This window comes from Burkholderia sp. RS01 (assembly GCF_039748055.1).
Lineage (GTDB): Bacteria > Actinomycetota > Actinomycetes > Actinomycetales > Micrococcaceae > Arthrobacter.
The window spans coordinates 59015-74221 of sequence record NZ_JBDLAK010000014.1; the positions used below are offsets into that span (position 1 = coordinate 59015).

The 15207-nt window shown below is 67.1% G+C and carries 14 protein-coding genes; 11 read left to right on the forward strand and 3 right to left on the reverse strand.

The features are described 5' to 3' along the window. Nucleotides 1-51: 51 nt before the first annotated feature. The 9 genes from ABFP37_RS14055 (at nt 52) to ABFP37_RS14095 (ending at nt 10544) form a co-directional block, all read left to right on the forward strand. Nucleotides 52-456 (forward strand): tautomerase family protein, encoded by a 405-nt coding sequence (locus ABFP37_RS14055; protein WP_078028544.1) that lies wholly within the window; start codon nt 52-54, stop codon nt 454-456. Nucleotides 457-690: 234 nt separating this feature from the next. After that, nucleotides 691-1704 carry a 5-dehydro-2-deoxygluconokinase gene (gene iolC, locus ABFP37_RS14060; RefSeq protein WP_347033949.1) on the forward strand — a complete coding sequence of 338 codons (1014 nt, stop codon included), beginning with the start codon at nt 691-693 and terminating at the stop codon, nt 1702-1704. After that, complete coding sequence (locus tag ABFP37_RS14065; protein ID WP_347033950.1) at nt 1701-2636, forward strand: aldolase; 936 nt, start codon at nt 1701-1703, stop codon at nt 2634-2636. The genes iolC and ABFP37_RS14065 overlap by 4 nt, the downstream gene beginning before the upstream one ends. Nucleotides 2637-2660: 24 nt before the next feature. Further along, a complete protein-coding gene (iolD, locus tag ABFP37_RS14070) occupies nt 2661-4589 on the forward strand; it encodes a 3D-(3,5/4)-trihydroxycyclohexane-1,2-dione acylhydrolase (decyclizing) (RefSeq protein ID WP_347033951.1) in 1929 nt (642 codons plus the stop codon). Nucleotides 4590-4637: 48 nt separating this feature from the next. After that, a complete protein-coding gene (locus tag ABFP37_RS14075) occupies nt 4638-6155 on the forward strand; it encodes a CoA-acylating methylmalonate-semialdehyde dehydrogenase (RefSeq protein WP_347033952.1) in 1518 nt (505 codons plus the stop codon). 31 nt (nt 6156-6186) lie between these two features. Continuing rightward, complete coding sequence (locus tag ABFP37_RS14080; protein WP_078028548.1) at nt 6187-7098, forward strand: sugar phosphate isomerase/epimerase; 912 nt, start codon at nt 6187-6189, stop codon at nt 7096-7098. A gap of 35 nt (nt 7099-7133) precedes the next feature. Beyond that, the gene (locus tag ABFP37_RS14085; RefSeq protein ID WP_347033953.1) at nt 7134-8147 is read left to right on the forward strand and encodes a Gfo/Idh/MocA family oxidoreductase; all 1014 of its coding nucleotides are present in this window, start codon (nt 7134-7136) and stop codon (nt 8145-8147) included. An 88-nt stretch (nt 8148-8235) separates the two neighbouring features. Next, nucleotides 8236-9111: a sugar phosphate isomerase/epimerase family protein gene (locus tag ABFP37_RS14090; protein WP_078028550.1), complete on the forward strand. Its 876-nt coding sequence runs from the start codon at nt 8236-8238 to the stop codon at nt 9109-9111. Then, nucleotides 9108-10544, forward strand: a complete 1437-nt coding sequence (locus ABFP37_RS14095) for a sugar porter family MFS transporter (RefSeq protein WP_144275820.1) — start codon at nt 9108-9110, stop codon at nt 10542-10544. Before ABFP37_RS14090 ends, ABFP37_RS14095 begins: the two co-directional genes overlap by 4 nt. A 129-nt stretch (nt 10545-10673) precedes the next feature. Here the strand turns inward: ABFP37_RS14095 and ABFP37_RS14100 are convergent, their stop codons facing one another. Then, the gene (locus ABFP37_RS14100) at nt 10674-11123 is read right to left on the reverse strand and encodes a MarR family transcriptional regulator (protein WP_078028551.1); all 450 of its coding nucleotides are present in this window, start codon (nt 11121-11123) and stop codon (nt 10674-10676) included. A 157-nt stretch (nt 11124-11280) separates the two neighbouring features. Between ABFP37_RS14100 and ABFP37_RS14105 the strand changes: the two genes are divergently transcribed. Both ABFP37_RS14105 and ABFP37_RS14110 read left to right on the forward strand, forming a co-directional pair. Continuing rightward, nucleotides 11281-12504 carry an MFS transporter gene (locus ABFP37_RS14105; protein ID WP_347033954.1) on the forward strand — a complete coding sequence of 408 codons (1224 nt, stop codon included), beginning with the start codon at nt 11281-11283 and terminating at the stop codon, nt 12502-12504. Between the two features lie 37 nt (nt 12505-12541). Then, entirely contained in the window at nt 12542-13375 is an 834-nt protein-coding gene (locus ABFP37_RS14110; RefSeq protein WP_347033955.1) for an aldo/keto reductase, read from the forward strand. An 8-nt stretch (nt 13376-13383) separates the two neighbouring features. Here the strand turns inward: ABFP37_RS14110 and iolB are convergent, their stop codons facing one another. Beyond that, nucleotides 13384-14286 (reverse strand): 5-deoxy-glucuronate isomerase, encoded by a 903-nt coding sequence (gene iolB, locus ABFP37_RS14115; RefSeq protein WP_347033956.1) that lies wholly within the window; start codon nt 14284-14286, stop codon nt 13384-13386. Between the two features lie 41 nt (nt 14287-14327). Next, nucleotides 14328-15068 carry a GntR family transcriptional regulator gene (locus ABFP37_RS14120; protein ID WP_078028555.1) on the reverse strand — a complete coding sequence of 247 codons (741 nt, stop codon included), beginning with the start codon at nt 15066-15068 and terminating at the stop codon, nt 14328-14330. Nucleotides 15069-15207 lie beyond the last annotated feature (139 nt).

The following is a 15207-nucleotide window of genomic DNA, read 5'->3' on the forward strand; positions in this document are numbered from 1 at the left end:
GGTCCCGTGAGTTTGATAGTATGTCAGGACAAACTAGCAAGGGAGCGGAACATGCCACTGGTTCGAATCGACGTCAATGCAGGCCGCAGTCCGGAAGAGCTGGCTAGTCTAAGCCGGGGCATCCACGATGCCATTCTGGCCGAATACGGCATCCCCGAGCGAGACTACTTCCACATCCTGACCGAGCACCCGGCCGGGCAGATCGTCGCGCAGGACGCGGGCCTGGGCTTCGACCGCACGGCGGACGTGGTCATGATCCAGATCTTCACGCAGGGTGGCCGCAGCCAGGAGGCCAAGCAGTCACTCTTCGCCGCCGTGGCGGACCGGCTCGGACAACTCGGCGTTGCCGGCGAGAACGTCTTCATCGGCTATGTGGAAAATACCGCCGGCGACTGGTCGTTCGGGTTCGGCCGCGCGCAGTACGTCACGGGCGAGCTTGCGGTGCCCAAGAAGTAGCCAAGAGGCAGGCCCGGCCCAGGCCTGGTGGCCTTGGCCGTTAGAGCGGTCTAATTTGCGTTCCAACCGCACGGATGCAAGTTGTAAATATGTCAGTACAAACCTTTGACAGGACATGAATTCTAGGGCAAAGTAGTGGATGTGGTCCCGCTCACGGGGGCCGCGAGGCACCGTAGCCCTGGCCGTTCGGCTGCTTAGAGGTACAGAGTTCAAACAGAAAGGTCCACGATCACCGTGACCCACGAACTGCTCACGATCGGGCGCATCAGCGTTGATATCTACCCGAACGACATTGGGGTGGACCTGGAGGACGTGACGTCCTTCGGCAAGTACCTCGGTGGCTCCCCGTCCAATGTTGCCGTGGCCGCTGCCCGCCACGGCCGCCGCGCGGCCGTCATCACCCGGACAGGAGATGACGCCTTCGGGAACTACCTGCACCGCGAACTGCGCAAGTTCAACGTGGACGACTCGTTCGTCACGCCGGTGAAGGAATACCCCACGGCCGTAACCTTTTGTGCGATCAAGCCGCCCCACGATTTTCCGCTGTATTTCTACGGCCGCTTCCCCACGGCGCCGGACCTGCAGATAAAGGCCGACGAGCTGGATCTCGAGGCCATCAAGGGTGCCGGGATCTTCTGGTCCACCGTGACCGGCCTGTGCCAGGAACCCAGCCGCGAGGCGCACATCAAAGCCCATGAGGCACGGCCCCGCACCGAGCTGCGCGAAGGCCAGTACACCATCCTGGACCTGGACTACCGCCCCATGTTCTGGGCCTCCGAGGAGGAAGCCCGCGCCGAGGTTGCCAAGGTCCTGCCGCACGTCACCGTGGCCATCGGCAACGACCAGGAGTGCGCCGTCGCCGTCGGTGAGGGAACCCCCGACGAGCAGGCGGACCGGCTGCTCGCCGCCGGCGTGGAAATCGCCGTCGTCAAACTCGGGCCCGAAGGCGTCATGGCCAAGACCCGCACCGAGCGCGTGGTCTCCGCCCCCGTGCCGGTGGAAACCGTCAACGGCCTCGGTGCAGGAGACTCCTTCGGCGGCGCCTTCTGCCACGGACTGCTGTCCGGCTGGCCGCTGGCCCAGGTGCTCGACTACGCCAACGCCGCGGGCGCGCTCGTCGCCTCCCGGCTGTCCTGCGCCGATGCCATGCCGACGCCGGCCGAGGTCACCTCGTTGCTGGCCGAACGCGGACGCCTGGTCCCTGGCAAGAATGCCAGCCAACTCGCCCCCGAAGGAGCGGCCCTGTGAGCCTCAATCCCGGTACCGCCACCCTCGCGGTGGATGACGACCCCCGCCGCTACGCGCACCTCAGCGCCATCCGCCTGGAAGATCCGGACGCCGTTGCCCGCGCCGCCAAGGCCCGGCGCCGCCACCCCGGCCCCAAATCCGGCAAGCAGAACTTCATTGTTGCCGCCGACCACCCGGCACGCGGCGCCCTCGCGGTCGGCAGCGATCCGGTGGCCATGGCGGACCGCCGCCAGCTCCTGGACCGGCTGCGGATTGCCCTGGCCAACCCGGACGTGGACGGCGTGCTTGCCTCACCGGACATCATGGATGACCTGCTGCTGCTCGGAGCGCTGGACGGCAAGCTGCTGTTCGGTTCGATGAACCGCGGCGGGCTCACCGGACTGGTCAACGAATTCGATGACCGGTTCACCGGCCACACGGCCGCGGCCCTCGAGGCGCTCGGAGCCGACGGCGGCAAGATGCTCACCCGCATCTGCCTCGGGGACCCGGACACCGTGTCCATGCTGGAGGCAACGGCCAAGGCCATCGATTCGCTCGCCGAGCGCAGGCTGATCGCCATGGTGGAGCCGTTCCTCTCGGTCCGCGAGAACGGCAGGGTCCGTAACGACCTCTCCACCGATGCCGTGATCAAGTCCGTGGCCATCGCCGAAGGCCTGGGATCCACCAGCGCCTACACCTGGATGAAGCTGCCCGTCGTGGCCAACATGGAACGCGTCATGGCCGCCACCACCATGCCCACCGTGCTGCTGGGCGGGGACCCCGAGGGCACCCAGGACGAAGTCTTTGCCACCTGGGAAGCCGCCCTGGCCCTTCCCGGCGTGCAGGGACTCACCGTCGGACGGACCCTCTTGTATCCGCAGGACGGCGACGTTGCCGGCGCCGTCGCCGCGGCCGCCTCCCTCCTCACGCACACCACAGAAGTATCGGAGTAAACGATGGGAACAGGAACCCGCCGAATGACCGTGGCCCAGGCCGTGGTGGAGTACCTCTCCAAGCAGTACACCGTTGACCGCATCGGCAGCGAGGACTACCGGGAACGCCTGATTCCGGGCACGTTCGGGATCTTCGGCCACGGCAACGTGGCCGGCGTCGGGCAGGCGCTGAAGCAGTACCAGGCCGCCGACCCAACGATCATGCCCTACTACCAGGGCCGCAACGAGCAGGCGCAGGCGCACCAGGCAGTGGGCTACGCCCGCCACACCCGGCGCCGCCAGACGTTCGCCATCAGCACCTCGATCGGGCCCGGATCCTCCAACCTGCTCACCGGCGCGGCACTGGCCACCACCAACCGCCTGCCCGTGCTGCTGCTGCCCAGCGACACCTTTGCCACGCGCGCTGCGGACCCGGTCCTGCAGCAGCTCGAGCAGCCCTATGCCTACGACATCACGGTCAATGACGCCTTCCGTCCGCTGTCCAAGTTCTTCGACCGGGTCTCCCGCCCGGAGCAGCTGTTCTCCGCATTCCACCACGGGCTGCGGGTCCTGACGGATCCGGCCGAGACCGGCGCGGTGACCATCTCGCTGCCGCAGGACGTCCAGGCCGAGGCCTTCGACGTGCCCGAGGAGTTCCTGGCCGAACGCGAGTGGCGCATCCGCCGGCCCGACGCGGACGACGACGACATCCGCCGTGCCGCCGAAGCCATCCGGGCGGCAAAGCGCCCCCTCATCATCGCCGGCGGCGGCGTCCTGTACGCCTACGCCAACGACGAACTGGCCAGGTTCGTGGAACTCACCGGCATTCCCGTGGGCAACACCCAGGCCGGCGTCGGCGTCCTGCCCTGGGACCACAAGCTCTCGCTCGGAGCCATCGGCTCCACGGGCACGACGGCGGCCAACGCCATCGCTGCCGAGGCGGACCTCATCATCGGGATCGGCACCCGCTACGAGGACTTCACCACCGCCTCGCGGACCGCGTTCCAGAACCCGGACGTAAAGTTCGTCAACATCAACGTCGCCGCCATCGACGCCTACAAGCACGGCACCACGCTGCCCATCGTGGCCGACGCCCGGAAGGCCCTCATCAAGCTGAACCAGGCCCTGGGCGGCTACCGTGTGGGCGCCGACCTGGAACAGCAGGTCGCCGCGGAGAAGAAGCGCTGGGACGCCACCGTGGACGAAGCGTTTGGCACGCGGTTCACGCCCCTGCCGGCGCAGAACGAAATCATCGGCGCCACGAGCCGGGCCATGGACGCCCAGGACGTCGTCATCTGTGCTGCCGGCTCGCTCCCGGGCGACCTGCACAAGATGTGGCGCGTGCGTGACCCGTTCGGCTACCACGTCGAGTACGCCTACTCCTGCATGGGCTACGAAATCCCCGGCGGGCTCGGCGTCAAGCGCGCAGCGCTGGCCGAGGCGGCAGCGGGCGGCGCCCAGCGCGACGTCGTCGTGATGGTGGGGGACGGCTCCTACCTGATGATGCACACCGAACTGGTCACCGCCGTCGCCGAGCGCATCAAGCTGATCGTGGTCCTGATCCAGAACCACGGCTACGCGTCCATCGGATCCCTCTCCGAGTCCCTTGGCTCCCAGCGTTTCGGCACCCAGTACCGTGCCCTGAACGAGGAGCAGCACAGCTTCGACGAAGGCGAGACCCTCCCGGTGGACCTGGCCCTGAACGCCGAAAGCCTCGGCGTGAAGGTGATCCGGATCGAACCGGGGGAGAAGGTCATTGCCGAACTCGAGCAGGCCATCCGCGACGCCAAGGCCGCACCGGAACGCGGCGGCCCCATCCTGATCCACGTCGAATCCGACCCGCTGCTGGACGCCCCGAGCTCCGAATCATGGTGGGACGTGCCCGTCTCCCAGGTTTCCGACCTCGACTCCACGCAGCAGGCCTTCAAGGCCTACACCGACCACAAGAGCCGCCAGCGCAAGCTGCTGGGCTGATCCCCTCCGCGAACAACAGCACCCTTCGACCACTCAAGGAAGAGTCCCATGACTGCCATAACTGACCAGAGCACCACCACGATCCACCACTTCATCAACGGCGCCGAGACCGCCGGCGAAGGCAGCCGCACCCAGCCCGTCTACAACCCCGCCACGGGCGCGGTCAGTGGCAAACTGCGGCTGGCGAACCGGGCCGACCTGGACACCACCGTTGCCGCGGCCCGCGCCGCCGCTGACAGCTGGGGCGACATCTCCCTGGCCAAGCGCACCACGGTGCTGTTCAAGTTCCGCGAACTCGTCGCCGCCCACGTTGATGAACTGGCCGAGCTCATCACCGCCGAGCACGGCAAGGTCCTCTCCGACGCCAAGGGCGAAATCGGCCGCGGCCTGGAGGTCATCGAGTTCGCCTGCGGCATCCCGCAGCTGCTCAAGGGCGACTACTCGGACCAGGTCTCCACCGGCATCGACGTCTTCTCCTTCCGCGAACCGCTCGGCGTCGTGGCCGGCATCACGCCGTTCAACTTCCCCGTGATGGTGCCGCTGTGGATGGCGCCCATGGCCATCGCCACCGGCAACGCCTTCATCCTCAAGCCCTCCGAGCGCGACCCCTCCGCCTCGATGCTGCTGGCCAGGCTGTGGAAGCAGGCCGGCCTGCCCGACGGCGTCTTCCAGGTCCTGCACGGTGACAAGGAGACCGTTGAAGGACTCCTGACCCACCCGGACGTGGACGGCATCTCGTTCGTCGGCTCCACCCCGATCGCCCAGTACGTGCACGAGACGGCCACCAAGCACGGCAAGCGGGTCCAGGCCCTGGGCGGTGCGAAGAACCACGCCATCGTGATGCCCGACGCCGACCTCGACAACGCCGCCGACCACCTGGCCGCCGCCGCCTTCGGTTCCGCCGGTGAACGCTGCATGGCCATCTCCGTCGCCGTCGCCGTCGGCGATGCCGCCGAACTGCTGGTCAGGAAGGTCGAAGAGCGTGCCCTGGCCGTCAAGGTCAACAACGGCACCGCGCCCGACGCCGAAATGGGCCCGGTCATCACGCCGGCGTCCAAGGAACGCATCGTCAAGATCGTCACCGAGGCCGAAGCCGCGGGCGCCGCCATGGTGGTGGACGGCCGCGACCTGGTGGTTCCCGGCCACGAGGAAGGCTTCTGGGTCGGCCCCACCGTCCTGGACCACGTCAAAACCGAAATGACCGCCTACACCGAGGAAATCTTCGGCCCGGTCCTCGTAGTCGTCCGCGTCGACGACCTCGACGCCGGCATCAAGCTCATCAACGCCAACCCCTACGGCAACGGCACCGCCATCTTCACCTCCTCCGGCGCGAACGCCCGCAAGTTCCAGCGCTCCGTGCAAGTCGGCATGATCGGCATCAACGTGCCGCTGCCCGTCCCGGTGGCCTACCACTCCTTCGGCGGCTGGAAGGCCTCGCTGTTCGGGGACAAGCACATCTACGGCCCCGAGGGCGTCTCCTTCTACACCCGCGGCAAAGTAGTGACGTCGCGCTGGCCCGAGCCCACCCACGCCTCCGGCGCCTCGTACAACTTTCCGTCCAACTGAGTCCGGGCCCAAGAAGAAAGACAACGCTGTCATGACTGAAAACAAGCTGATCATCGGCACGGCACCGGACTCCTGGGGCGTCTGGTTCGCGGACGACCCCAAGCAGACACCGTGGGAGCGGTTCCTCGACGAAGTGGCCGAATCGGGCTACAAGTGGATCGAACTGGGCCCCTACGGCTACCTGCCGAACGATCCCAGCCGGCTGGCCGAGGAGCTCAAGGCCCGCGACCTGAAGGTCACCGCAGGAACCGTGTTCACCGCGTTCCACCGCGGACTGGACCAGTGGGAAACCGCCTGGGAGCCGGCCCGCAAGGTTGCCGAACTCACGGCAGCCATGGGCGGCGAGCACATCGTGGTCATCCCGGCCATGTGGCGCGATGACGTCACCGGCGAAGCGGTGGAAAGCGGCCAGCTGACGGAGAAGGCCTGGAGCGACCTGTTCGCCGGCCACAACCGCCTGGGCAAGACCCTGCTGGACGACTTCGGCCTGAAGCAGCAGTTCCATTCCCACGCCGATTCCCACGTCGGGGCCCAGGAAGACATCGAAACCCTGCTGGCCGCCACGGATTCGAAATACCTGAACCTGTGCCTGGACACAGGCCACGCCGAATACTGCGGGGCCTCCAGCCTCGAGCTGATCAAGAACTACCCGGACCGCATCGGCTACCTGCACCTGAAGCAGATCAACCCGGACATCCTCAAGAAGGTCAACGAGGAAAACATGACCTGGGCCGCAGCCAACCTCGCCGGCGTCATGACCGAGCCGCCGAACGGGCTGCCTGACCTCCGCGCCGTCATTGAAGCGGTGGAGGCACTGAACCGCCCCATCTTCGGCATCGTGGAGCAGGACATGTACCCGGTGGCCTTCGACGTCCCCATGCCGATCGCCAAGCGCACGCGCAACTACCTGCTCTCCTGCGGCTCCCGCACGGCCGTCAACTAACCGCCGCCTGGCACCCGAAACGTAAGGAAATGACAATGACTGAAACCCTTCGCGTCGCCGTTATCGGCGCCGGCCGCATGGGCGCGGACCACATCCAGCGCCTCAGCAAGCGCATCCACGGCGCTGAAGTCGCCGCCGTCGTCGATGTCGACCTCGCCCGTGCGCAGGCCGCCGTCGAGGGCATTCCGGGCGCGGTGGCCCTGGCCGACGCCGAGGAAGCCCTCAACAACGGCGACGTCAACGCCGTCCTGATCGCCACGCCCGGTTTCCTGCACGAGGACATCCTGCTCAAGGCAATTGCCAAGGACATCCCCATCCTGTGCGAGAAGCCGCTCACCCCGGACGCCGTGTCGTCCTGGAAGATCGTCCAGGCCGAGGAAAAACTGGGCCGCAAGCGCATCCAGGTGGGCTTCATGCGCCGCTTCGACGCCGAATACGCGGCCCTCGGCTCCATGATCCGCAGCGGCGAGCTCGGCGAACTGCTGATGCTCCACCACCAGCACCGCAACCCGACCACCCCCGCGGGCTTCACCAACGAGATGCTGATCAACGACTCGGTGGTGCACGAGTTCGACGCCATCCGCTTCTTCACCGGCGAGGAAATCACCAGCGTCCAGGTCCGGCTGGGCAAGGCCACGAAGAACGCCCCGGCCGGCCAGCACGATCCCCAGCACGTCCTGATCGAGACCGAGTCCGGCGTCCTGGCCGACGTCGAAATTTACGTCAACGCCAAGTTCGGCTACGAAGTGGCCACGCAGGCCTCCTTCGAAGACGGCATCGTGAGCATCGGCGGCGACACGGGTCCGTACACCCGCAGCGCCGGCCGCTGGGGCGGCAACGTCACCCCCGGCTTCGAAGAGCGCTTCGGCGCCGCGTACGACGTCGAAATCCAGGCCTGGGTGGACGCCGCCCTTCGCGGCGAGATCGGCGGCCCCACCGCCTGGGACGGCTACGCCACCGCCGCGTGCTGCGAAGCCGGTGTTGAGGCGCAGAAGAACGGCGAAAAGGTCGCCGTGAAGCTGAACTCCAAGCCCGCCCTCTACAGCTGAGAACGACGGGAAGGGGCCGGCACTTGCCGGTCCCTTTCCCTCCTTCCGGTCCTTTGCACAAACTGACTGATCCACAATGGAGTGCCCCGTGAAAATTGCCCTCGACCCCACGCCTTTCCACCACAGCCACAGCCTGCTGGAATTCCCCAAGGTGGTGGCGGACCTCGGCTACAAGTACATGCAGATGACGCCGCACGCCGATTTCATTCCGTTCTTCAACCACCCCAAGGCTGACGACGAGCTTGTGGGCCGGCTGAAGAAGTCATGCCGGGATGCCGGGATCGAAATTGCCTCGGTCCTGCCGGTGCTGCGCTGGTCCGGTCCGGACGAGGACGCCCGCGAGGCCGCCGTCCGCTACTGGAAGCGCGCCATCCAGATCACGGTGGACCTGGGCGTGGGCACCATGAACACGGAATTCAGCGGCCGCCCGGAGAAGGCAGAGGAATCCGAACGCGCCTTCTACCGCTCCATGGAAGAGCTGCTGCCCATCATCGAACGCGAAGGCATCGACCTCCTGATCGACCCGCACCCGGACGACTTCGTGGAGGAAGGCCTCGCCGCCATCCGCGTCATCCGCGGCCTCAACTCCAAGAACGTTGGCCTGGTCTACGTGGCCTCGCACAGCTTCCACATGCAGAACGCGCCCCTGGACATCATGCGCGCCGCGGGGGACAAGCTCCGCCTCGTCCACGTCGCCGACACCATGGACCACCACGCCTCGCACGGGCTGCGCTACATCACCAACCCGCCGGGCAATCCCGTGCGCGTGCACCAGCACCTGAAGATCGGCGACGGCGACGTCAACTGGGACGAGTTTTTTGGCGGCCTGAAGGAGATCGGCTTCCTCGACAGGGACAACTCCGTCATGGTGTCCAGCGTCTTTGCGGAAAACGACAACGCGCAGGACGTCTCGCGGTACCAGCTGGAGACGATGAAGCAGTACGTGCAGAAGGTCAGCGTATGAGGCAACAGGAAGACACCCGCGCAAGCTCTGAAACGACAGAAACCCCGGTACGGGCGGCGGCCGCCGCCAATCCCAAGGGGTTCTTGCGGCGGGTTGCCCTGTTCTCCACCTTTGGCGGGCTGCTGTTCGGCTACGACACCGGCGTCATCAACGGTGCACTGCCGTTCATGCAGCGCGACCTTGGGCTGACGCCGCTGACAGAAGGGCTGGTCACGTCCACCCTGCTGTTCGGCGCGGCGTTCGGCGCAATCACCGCCGGCCGGCTGTCGGACCGTTTCGGCCGGCGCAGGACCATCATGGGGCTCGCCCTGATCTTCGCCGTGGCCACCGTCGCCTGTTCCATTGCGCCCACCACGGAACTCCTCGTCGCCGCCCGCACGCTCCTCGGCCTGGCGGTCGGCGGGGCATCGGTGATCGTCCCCGTGTATCTGGCGGAAATGTCGCCGGCGGCCCAACGCGGGCGCATCGTCACACAGAACGAGCTGATGATCGTCACGGGCCAGTTCCTGGCGTTCACGTTCAACGCCGTGCTGGGCAATGCCTTCCCGGAGGCCTCCCACGTCTGGCGGTGGATGCTCGTGATCGCCACGCTGCCGGCGGTGGTGCTCTGGTTCGGAATGCTGGTGCTGCCCGAGAGCCCGCGCTGGCTGGCCTCGGCAGGACGCTTCGGCGAGGTCCTGGACGTGCTGCGGAAGACCCGCGCGGCGGAGGACATCTCAACCGAGTTCGACGAGGTTCGCCAGGCTGCCAGGGAAGACTACCAATCCAAGCTCGGAACCTTTCGGGACCTCACCGTTCCCTGGATCCGCCGGATTTTCGTGGTGGGCCTGGGCATGGCCATCATCAACCAGATCAGCGGCGTCAACGCCATCATGTACTACGGCACCTCCATCCTCTCCAGCTCCGGATTCGGGGACCAGGGCGCCTTGCTCGCAAATGTCGTCAACGGCGTCACTTCCGTGGTCGCCGTCATCGTCGGCATGTCCCTGATGACCCGTGTGCCCCGGAAGTCCATGCTGATTGTCGGCCTGGGCGGAACGGCGTCCTCGCTGCTGGCCATCGGCCTGATTTCGATGCTGATCCCGGAAAGCACTTTCCGGGGCTACCTCGTGCTGCTGTTCATGGTGACGTTCCTGGCCTCCATGCAGTCCTGCATCGGCACGGTCACCTGGCTGACCATGTCCGAGATCTTCCCGCTGCACGTCCGCGGGATCGGCATGGGCATCTGCGTGTTCGTGCTGTGGATGATCAACTTCCTGATCGGCTTTTTCTTCCCGCAGATGGTCGCCTGGGTCGGCGTTTCAGCGACGTTCTTCGGCTTCGTGGCCATCCAGCTGGCGGCCATCGTCTGGGTGAAGCGCGTGGTGCCCGAGACCAAGGACAAGAGCCTCGAGGACCTCGAGCACTACTTCAAGCAGCTCGCCGCCAAGTAGGCCTGGCCGGACAGCCAAAGAAGCCCCGCCCCGCATCAGATGCGGTGCGGGGCTTTTGGCTGTCCACTATTTACCTGTCCACCGCTTGCCGGGCCGTCAGTTGCCGTCCAGGCGGCTGGCTCACAGCGTTTAGAGGCGGGCGTGCAGCCGGGGGAGGGCGTCCACCAGCGTGGCCAGCTCGGGGACTTCCTGGGCCTCGGCCAGGGTCCGCTCCAGCGTTGCATCGTGCACCGGGCGGGCCTCCTCCAGCAGCTTGATGCCGTTTTCCGTGAGCTCGGTGTAGATGCCGCGGCGGTCGTCGGCGCAGAGGATGCGCGTCAGCAGGCCGCGGTCCTCCAGCCGGTTGACCAGCCGGGTGGTGGCGCTCGCGCTCAGCGCGGTTGCCCGCGCCAGCTGCTGCATGCGCATGTGCCAGCCGTCCTGCCGGCTGAGCGCGTCCAGCACGGTGTACTCCACGACGGACAGCTGCGCCCCGGCCTGCAGCGAGCGTTCGAGTTCCGCCTCGATCAGCCCGTGCAGCGCCGCGAGGGTCCGCCAGCCCTGCGCGCGCACTTCCACGGCGTCGTCCTTGATGCCCATCGTTCTTCCTCCTTCAGCGTGCCCGGCAGTTGACGGGGCAGCTTAAATAAATAGTTGCTTGCGCGTGGTATCTGCTTGTGCAACAATAAATAACGCGTCTGCAACTACTAGCGTACGCGCCCCACTCCATTCCGTACAGTTCCTAAGGAGCACCTTCATGCCTATTGGCCTGATTGCCCTCGCCCTCGGCGGGTTCGGCATCGGACTCACCGAGTTCGTCATCATGGGCCTGCTGCCCGAAGTGGCCGCGGACTTCCGGGTCAGCGAGGCCTCGGCGGGCTGGCTGATCTCCGGCTACGCGCTCGCCGTCGTGGTCGGAGCGCTGGGGCTGACCGCCGCGGTGACCCGTTTCGAGCGGAAACCCGTGCTCGCCGTCCTGCTGGTTCTGTTCATCGCCGGCAACCTCATCTCCGCAGCGGCCCCCGACTACTGGACCATGATGATCGGCCGCATCGTGGCAGCCCTGGCACACGGCGCCTTCTTCGGCATCGGCGCGGTGGTGGCCGCCGGCATGGTGGCCCCCACCAAGAAGGCCGGAGCCATCGCCATTATGTTCACCGGGCTGACCGCCGCGAATGTGCTCGGCGTCCCCTTCGGCACCATGCTGGGCCAGGCCGCGGGCTGGCGCTCCACCTTCTGGACCATCACCGGCATCGGCGTGCTGGCCCTCGCCGGGATCCTGGCCCTCGTGCCGAAGGCCGGCCACGGTGACACGGCGCCCGGCGGATTGCGGAGCGAACTGCGCGCATTCCGTTCAGGCCAGGTCTGGCTTTCCATCCTGGTGACCATCCTTGGCTACGGCGGCATGTTCGGCGCCTTCACCTACATCGCCTTCACGCTCACCCAGATCTCCGGATTCGCCGCGCCCACCGTCCCCTGGCTGCTGATCGTGTTCGGCGTGGGCCTCTTCATCGGCAACACGCTCGGCGGGAAGGCTGCCGACCGGAACGTGGACCGCACGCTTCTCGTCGTCCTGTCGGTCCTGGTGGTGGTCCTCGTGGCCTTCGCCCTGACGGCCGGCAACCAGACCCTCACCATCGCCTCCCTGGTGCTGATGGGCGGGTTCGGCTTCGCCACCGTGCCGGGCCTGCAGATGCGGGTCATGAAATACGCCGACGGCGCCCCCACCCTCGCGTCCGGCGCCAACATCGGCGCGTTCAACGTGGGCAACGCCCTGGGTGCATGGCTGGGCGGCGTGACCATCACCGCCGGCCTGGGCTACACCTCGCCCATCTGGGCCGGTGCCGGCATCACGCTGCTGGGCCTGGCCGTCATGGCCTTCGCCGCGGCCAAGGCCCCCGCCACGCCGCGCCCCGTCACCGCCCCGGCAGTTTCCGACGCCTCCGACGCACTCGCTCCCGCGGTGCCGGCCGCCCGCTGATCCAGCCAACCACCACAAACAACAGGAGAGAACTTCCATGAACACCATCCCGATCCCCACTGTCACGCTCAACAACGGCGTCCGGATGCCGCAGCTCGGCTTCGGCGTCTTCCAGGTGCCCGACGACGACACCGCCGCCGCGGTCAGTGCGGCTCTTGCCGCCGGTTACCGGAGCATCGATACCGCCGCCATCTACGGAAACGAGGCCGGCACCGGCCGGGCCCTGGCGGAGTCCGGGATAGCCCGGGAGGAACTGTTCGTCACGTCCAAGGTGTGGGTTGCAGACCTCGGCTACGACGCCACCCTTGCCGCCTACGAGTCGAGCCTGGAAAAGCTGGGCCTGGATTACCTGGACCTCTACCTCATCCACTGGCCGGCTCCGGCCACGGACGGCTACCTCGAGTCCTGGCGGGCCCTGGAAAAGCTGCTGCGGGCCGGCCGGGTCAGGGCGATCGGCGTGTCCAACTTCCTGCCGGAGCACCTGGAGAAACTGATCGGCCTGGGCGGAACCGTCCCGGCGGTCAATCAGGTGGAGCTGCATCCGGCGCTCCAGCAGCGGGACGTCGCCGCGTCCAACGCGGCCCACGGCGTAGCCACCGAGGCGTGGAGTCCGCTGGCGCAGGGTGCCGTGCTGACGGAGCCGGCCGTCACCGCCATCGCCGCGGAGCACGGTGTGTCGCCCGCCCAGGTGATCCTCCGCTGGCACCTGCAGCAGGGCCGCATCATCATTCCGAAGTCGGTCACTCCGGCGCGGATCCGCGAGAACCTGGACCTGTTCGGCTTTGAGCTGGCGGACACCGAGCTGGCTGCCATCGATGCCCTGGAGCGCGACGGCCGGACCGGCCGGCACCCCGCTGAATTCAACGGGTAAGCCGGGCGCTAGCCGCGGAACGGCAGCCGGGGATCCACGTCCTGGCCTTCCCAGCTCTGGCGGACCCACCCGTGGTGGGGGTCGTCGCTGATGAGCCAGTCGCGGACGCGGCCGGGGCCGGCCATGACATTGAGGTAGTACAGGTCGTAGCCGGGCGCGGCCATCGCCGGACCGTGCCAGCCGTAGGGGACCAGGACCACGTCGCCGGTGCGAACCTCCGCGGCGACATCGATGGGCCGCTCGTCCGAGGCATAGACCCGCTGGTAGCCGATGGCGTCAGCGTCCTCCCCGGGCCCGGCGATGCCGGGAAGATCGGCCACCCGGGTCTCGAAGTAGTAGATCTCCTCGAGGCGCGTCTCGCCGTCGTTCTCCTCGTCGTGCTTGTGGGGAGGGTAGGAGGACCAGTTGCCGGCGGGGGTGATCACCTCGCACACAATGAAACGGTCCGCCTCCAGCGCGGCCGGCGTGCCAAAGTTGTGGACCTGGCGCGAGCAGTTTCCGGCGCCGCGCAGCTCCACGGGCGCCTCCGCCGCGGTGATCAGGCGGGTGGGGTACTGGACCTTGGCGGGCGCCGTGGCGACCGCGACCCGGCCGCCGTCGGACGAGCTGACAGTGACGGCCTTCCCCGTTCCGGAATACAGCACATCGGAGGGGCCGCTGAAGACGCCGGCGCGGCCGGCCAGCTGGTACTTCTCACCGTCCACGGTCACCGTGAAGGCGCCGCTGAGCGGAATCACGATCCGTTCCTCGCCCGCGGCGGGGAGTTCGACGGCGGCACCCGGGGCCAGCGTTGCCACCTTCAGTCCCGTGTGTGCCCACCCGTCGACGCGGAGTCTGGAGTCCGCCGTTCCCAGTGAGACGTCCCAGCAGCCTTCGGCTGCGCTGCCCAGCGGATATACCCAGTCGGCCATGAATGTGTTCTCTTTCAGATCGTGTCGGCTGCGCTGAGTGTCTAGCGCTGCACAAGGGTCATTTCAAAGCTGTACGAATCGGCGCGGTACACATGGTGGCCCGTCTCGACGTTCCGGCCGGTGTCGTCCACGGCGGTGCGCTCCATGGTGACCAGGGCGGAGCCCGGCTCGGTCTCGAGGAGCGGGGCCTGGTACCCGTTGGCCACCATCGCCCCGATCCGCTGCGTGGCCAGCCGGAAGTTGACCCCGCCGCTGCGCAGAATGCCGTAGAGGCCCTGGGAACCGAGCAGTTCCTCATCGATCCGCGTGATGTCATCGCGGACCCAGTTCTCCATCAGGGCCAGCGGCTTGCCGCCAACCTTGCGCAGCCGGGTGAAGTGGTAGACCTTCGCGCCTGCCGGGAGGTGCAGCGCCTGCCGCGTGGCGTCGTCGGCCTCGATGTGCGCGAACGTCAGGACCTCGGTGGTGGGCTTGCTGCCGTTGTTGGTGAGGTCGTCATAAAGGCTGGACAGCTCCAGGGGCCGGCGGACCTGGCTCGAAACCACCTGGGTGCCCACGCCGCGCTTCCGGACCAGCAGCCCGGAGCGGACCAGCTCATCCATGGCCTTGCGCATGGTGGGCCGGGAGAGGTTCAGCTGGGCGGCGAGATCTATTTCATTCTCCAGCCGGCTGCCTGGCTCCAGGAGCCCGGTGTGGATCGCGGCCTCGATGCCCTGGACCACCTGGTGGTACAGCGGCACCGGCGACGACCTGTCGATGCTGAGGTGAAGTTGGTTCGCCATTGAGTGCTCCCTTAGTGCTGCGGGCCGTCCTGCGTCCAGGAATTCGTATGTCCGGTGCATGTTCGCTTGATAGGACATACTGCCTTTCTGATAATAGCAGTGAGCTGCCCGCGGTCAAGGGTGCTCGCGGGCCCTTTTT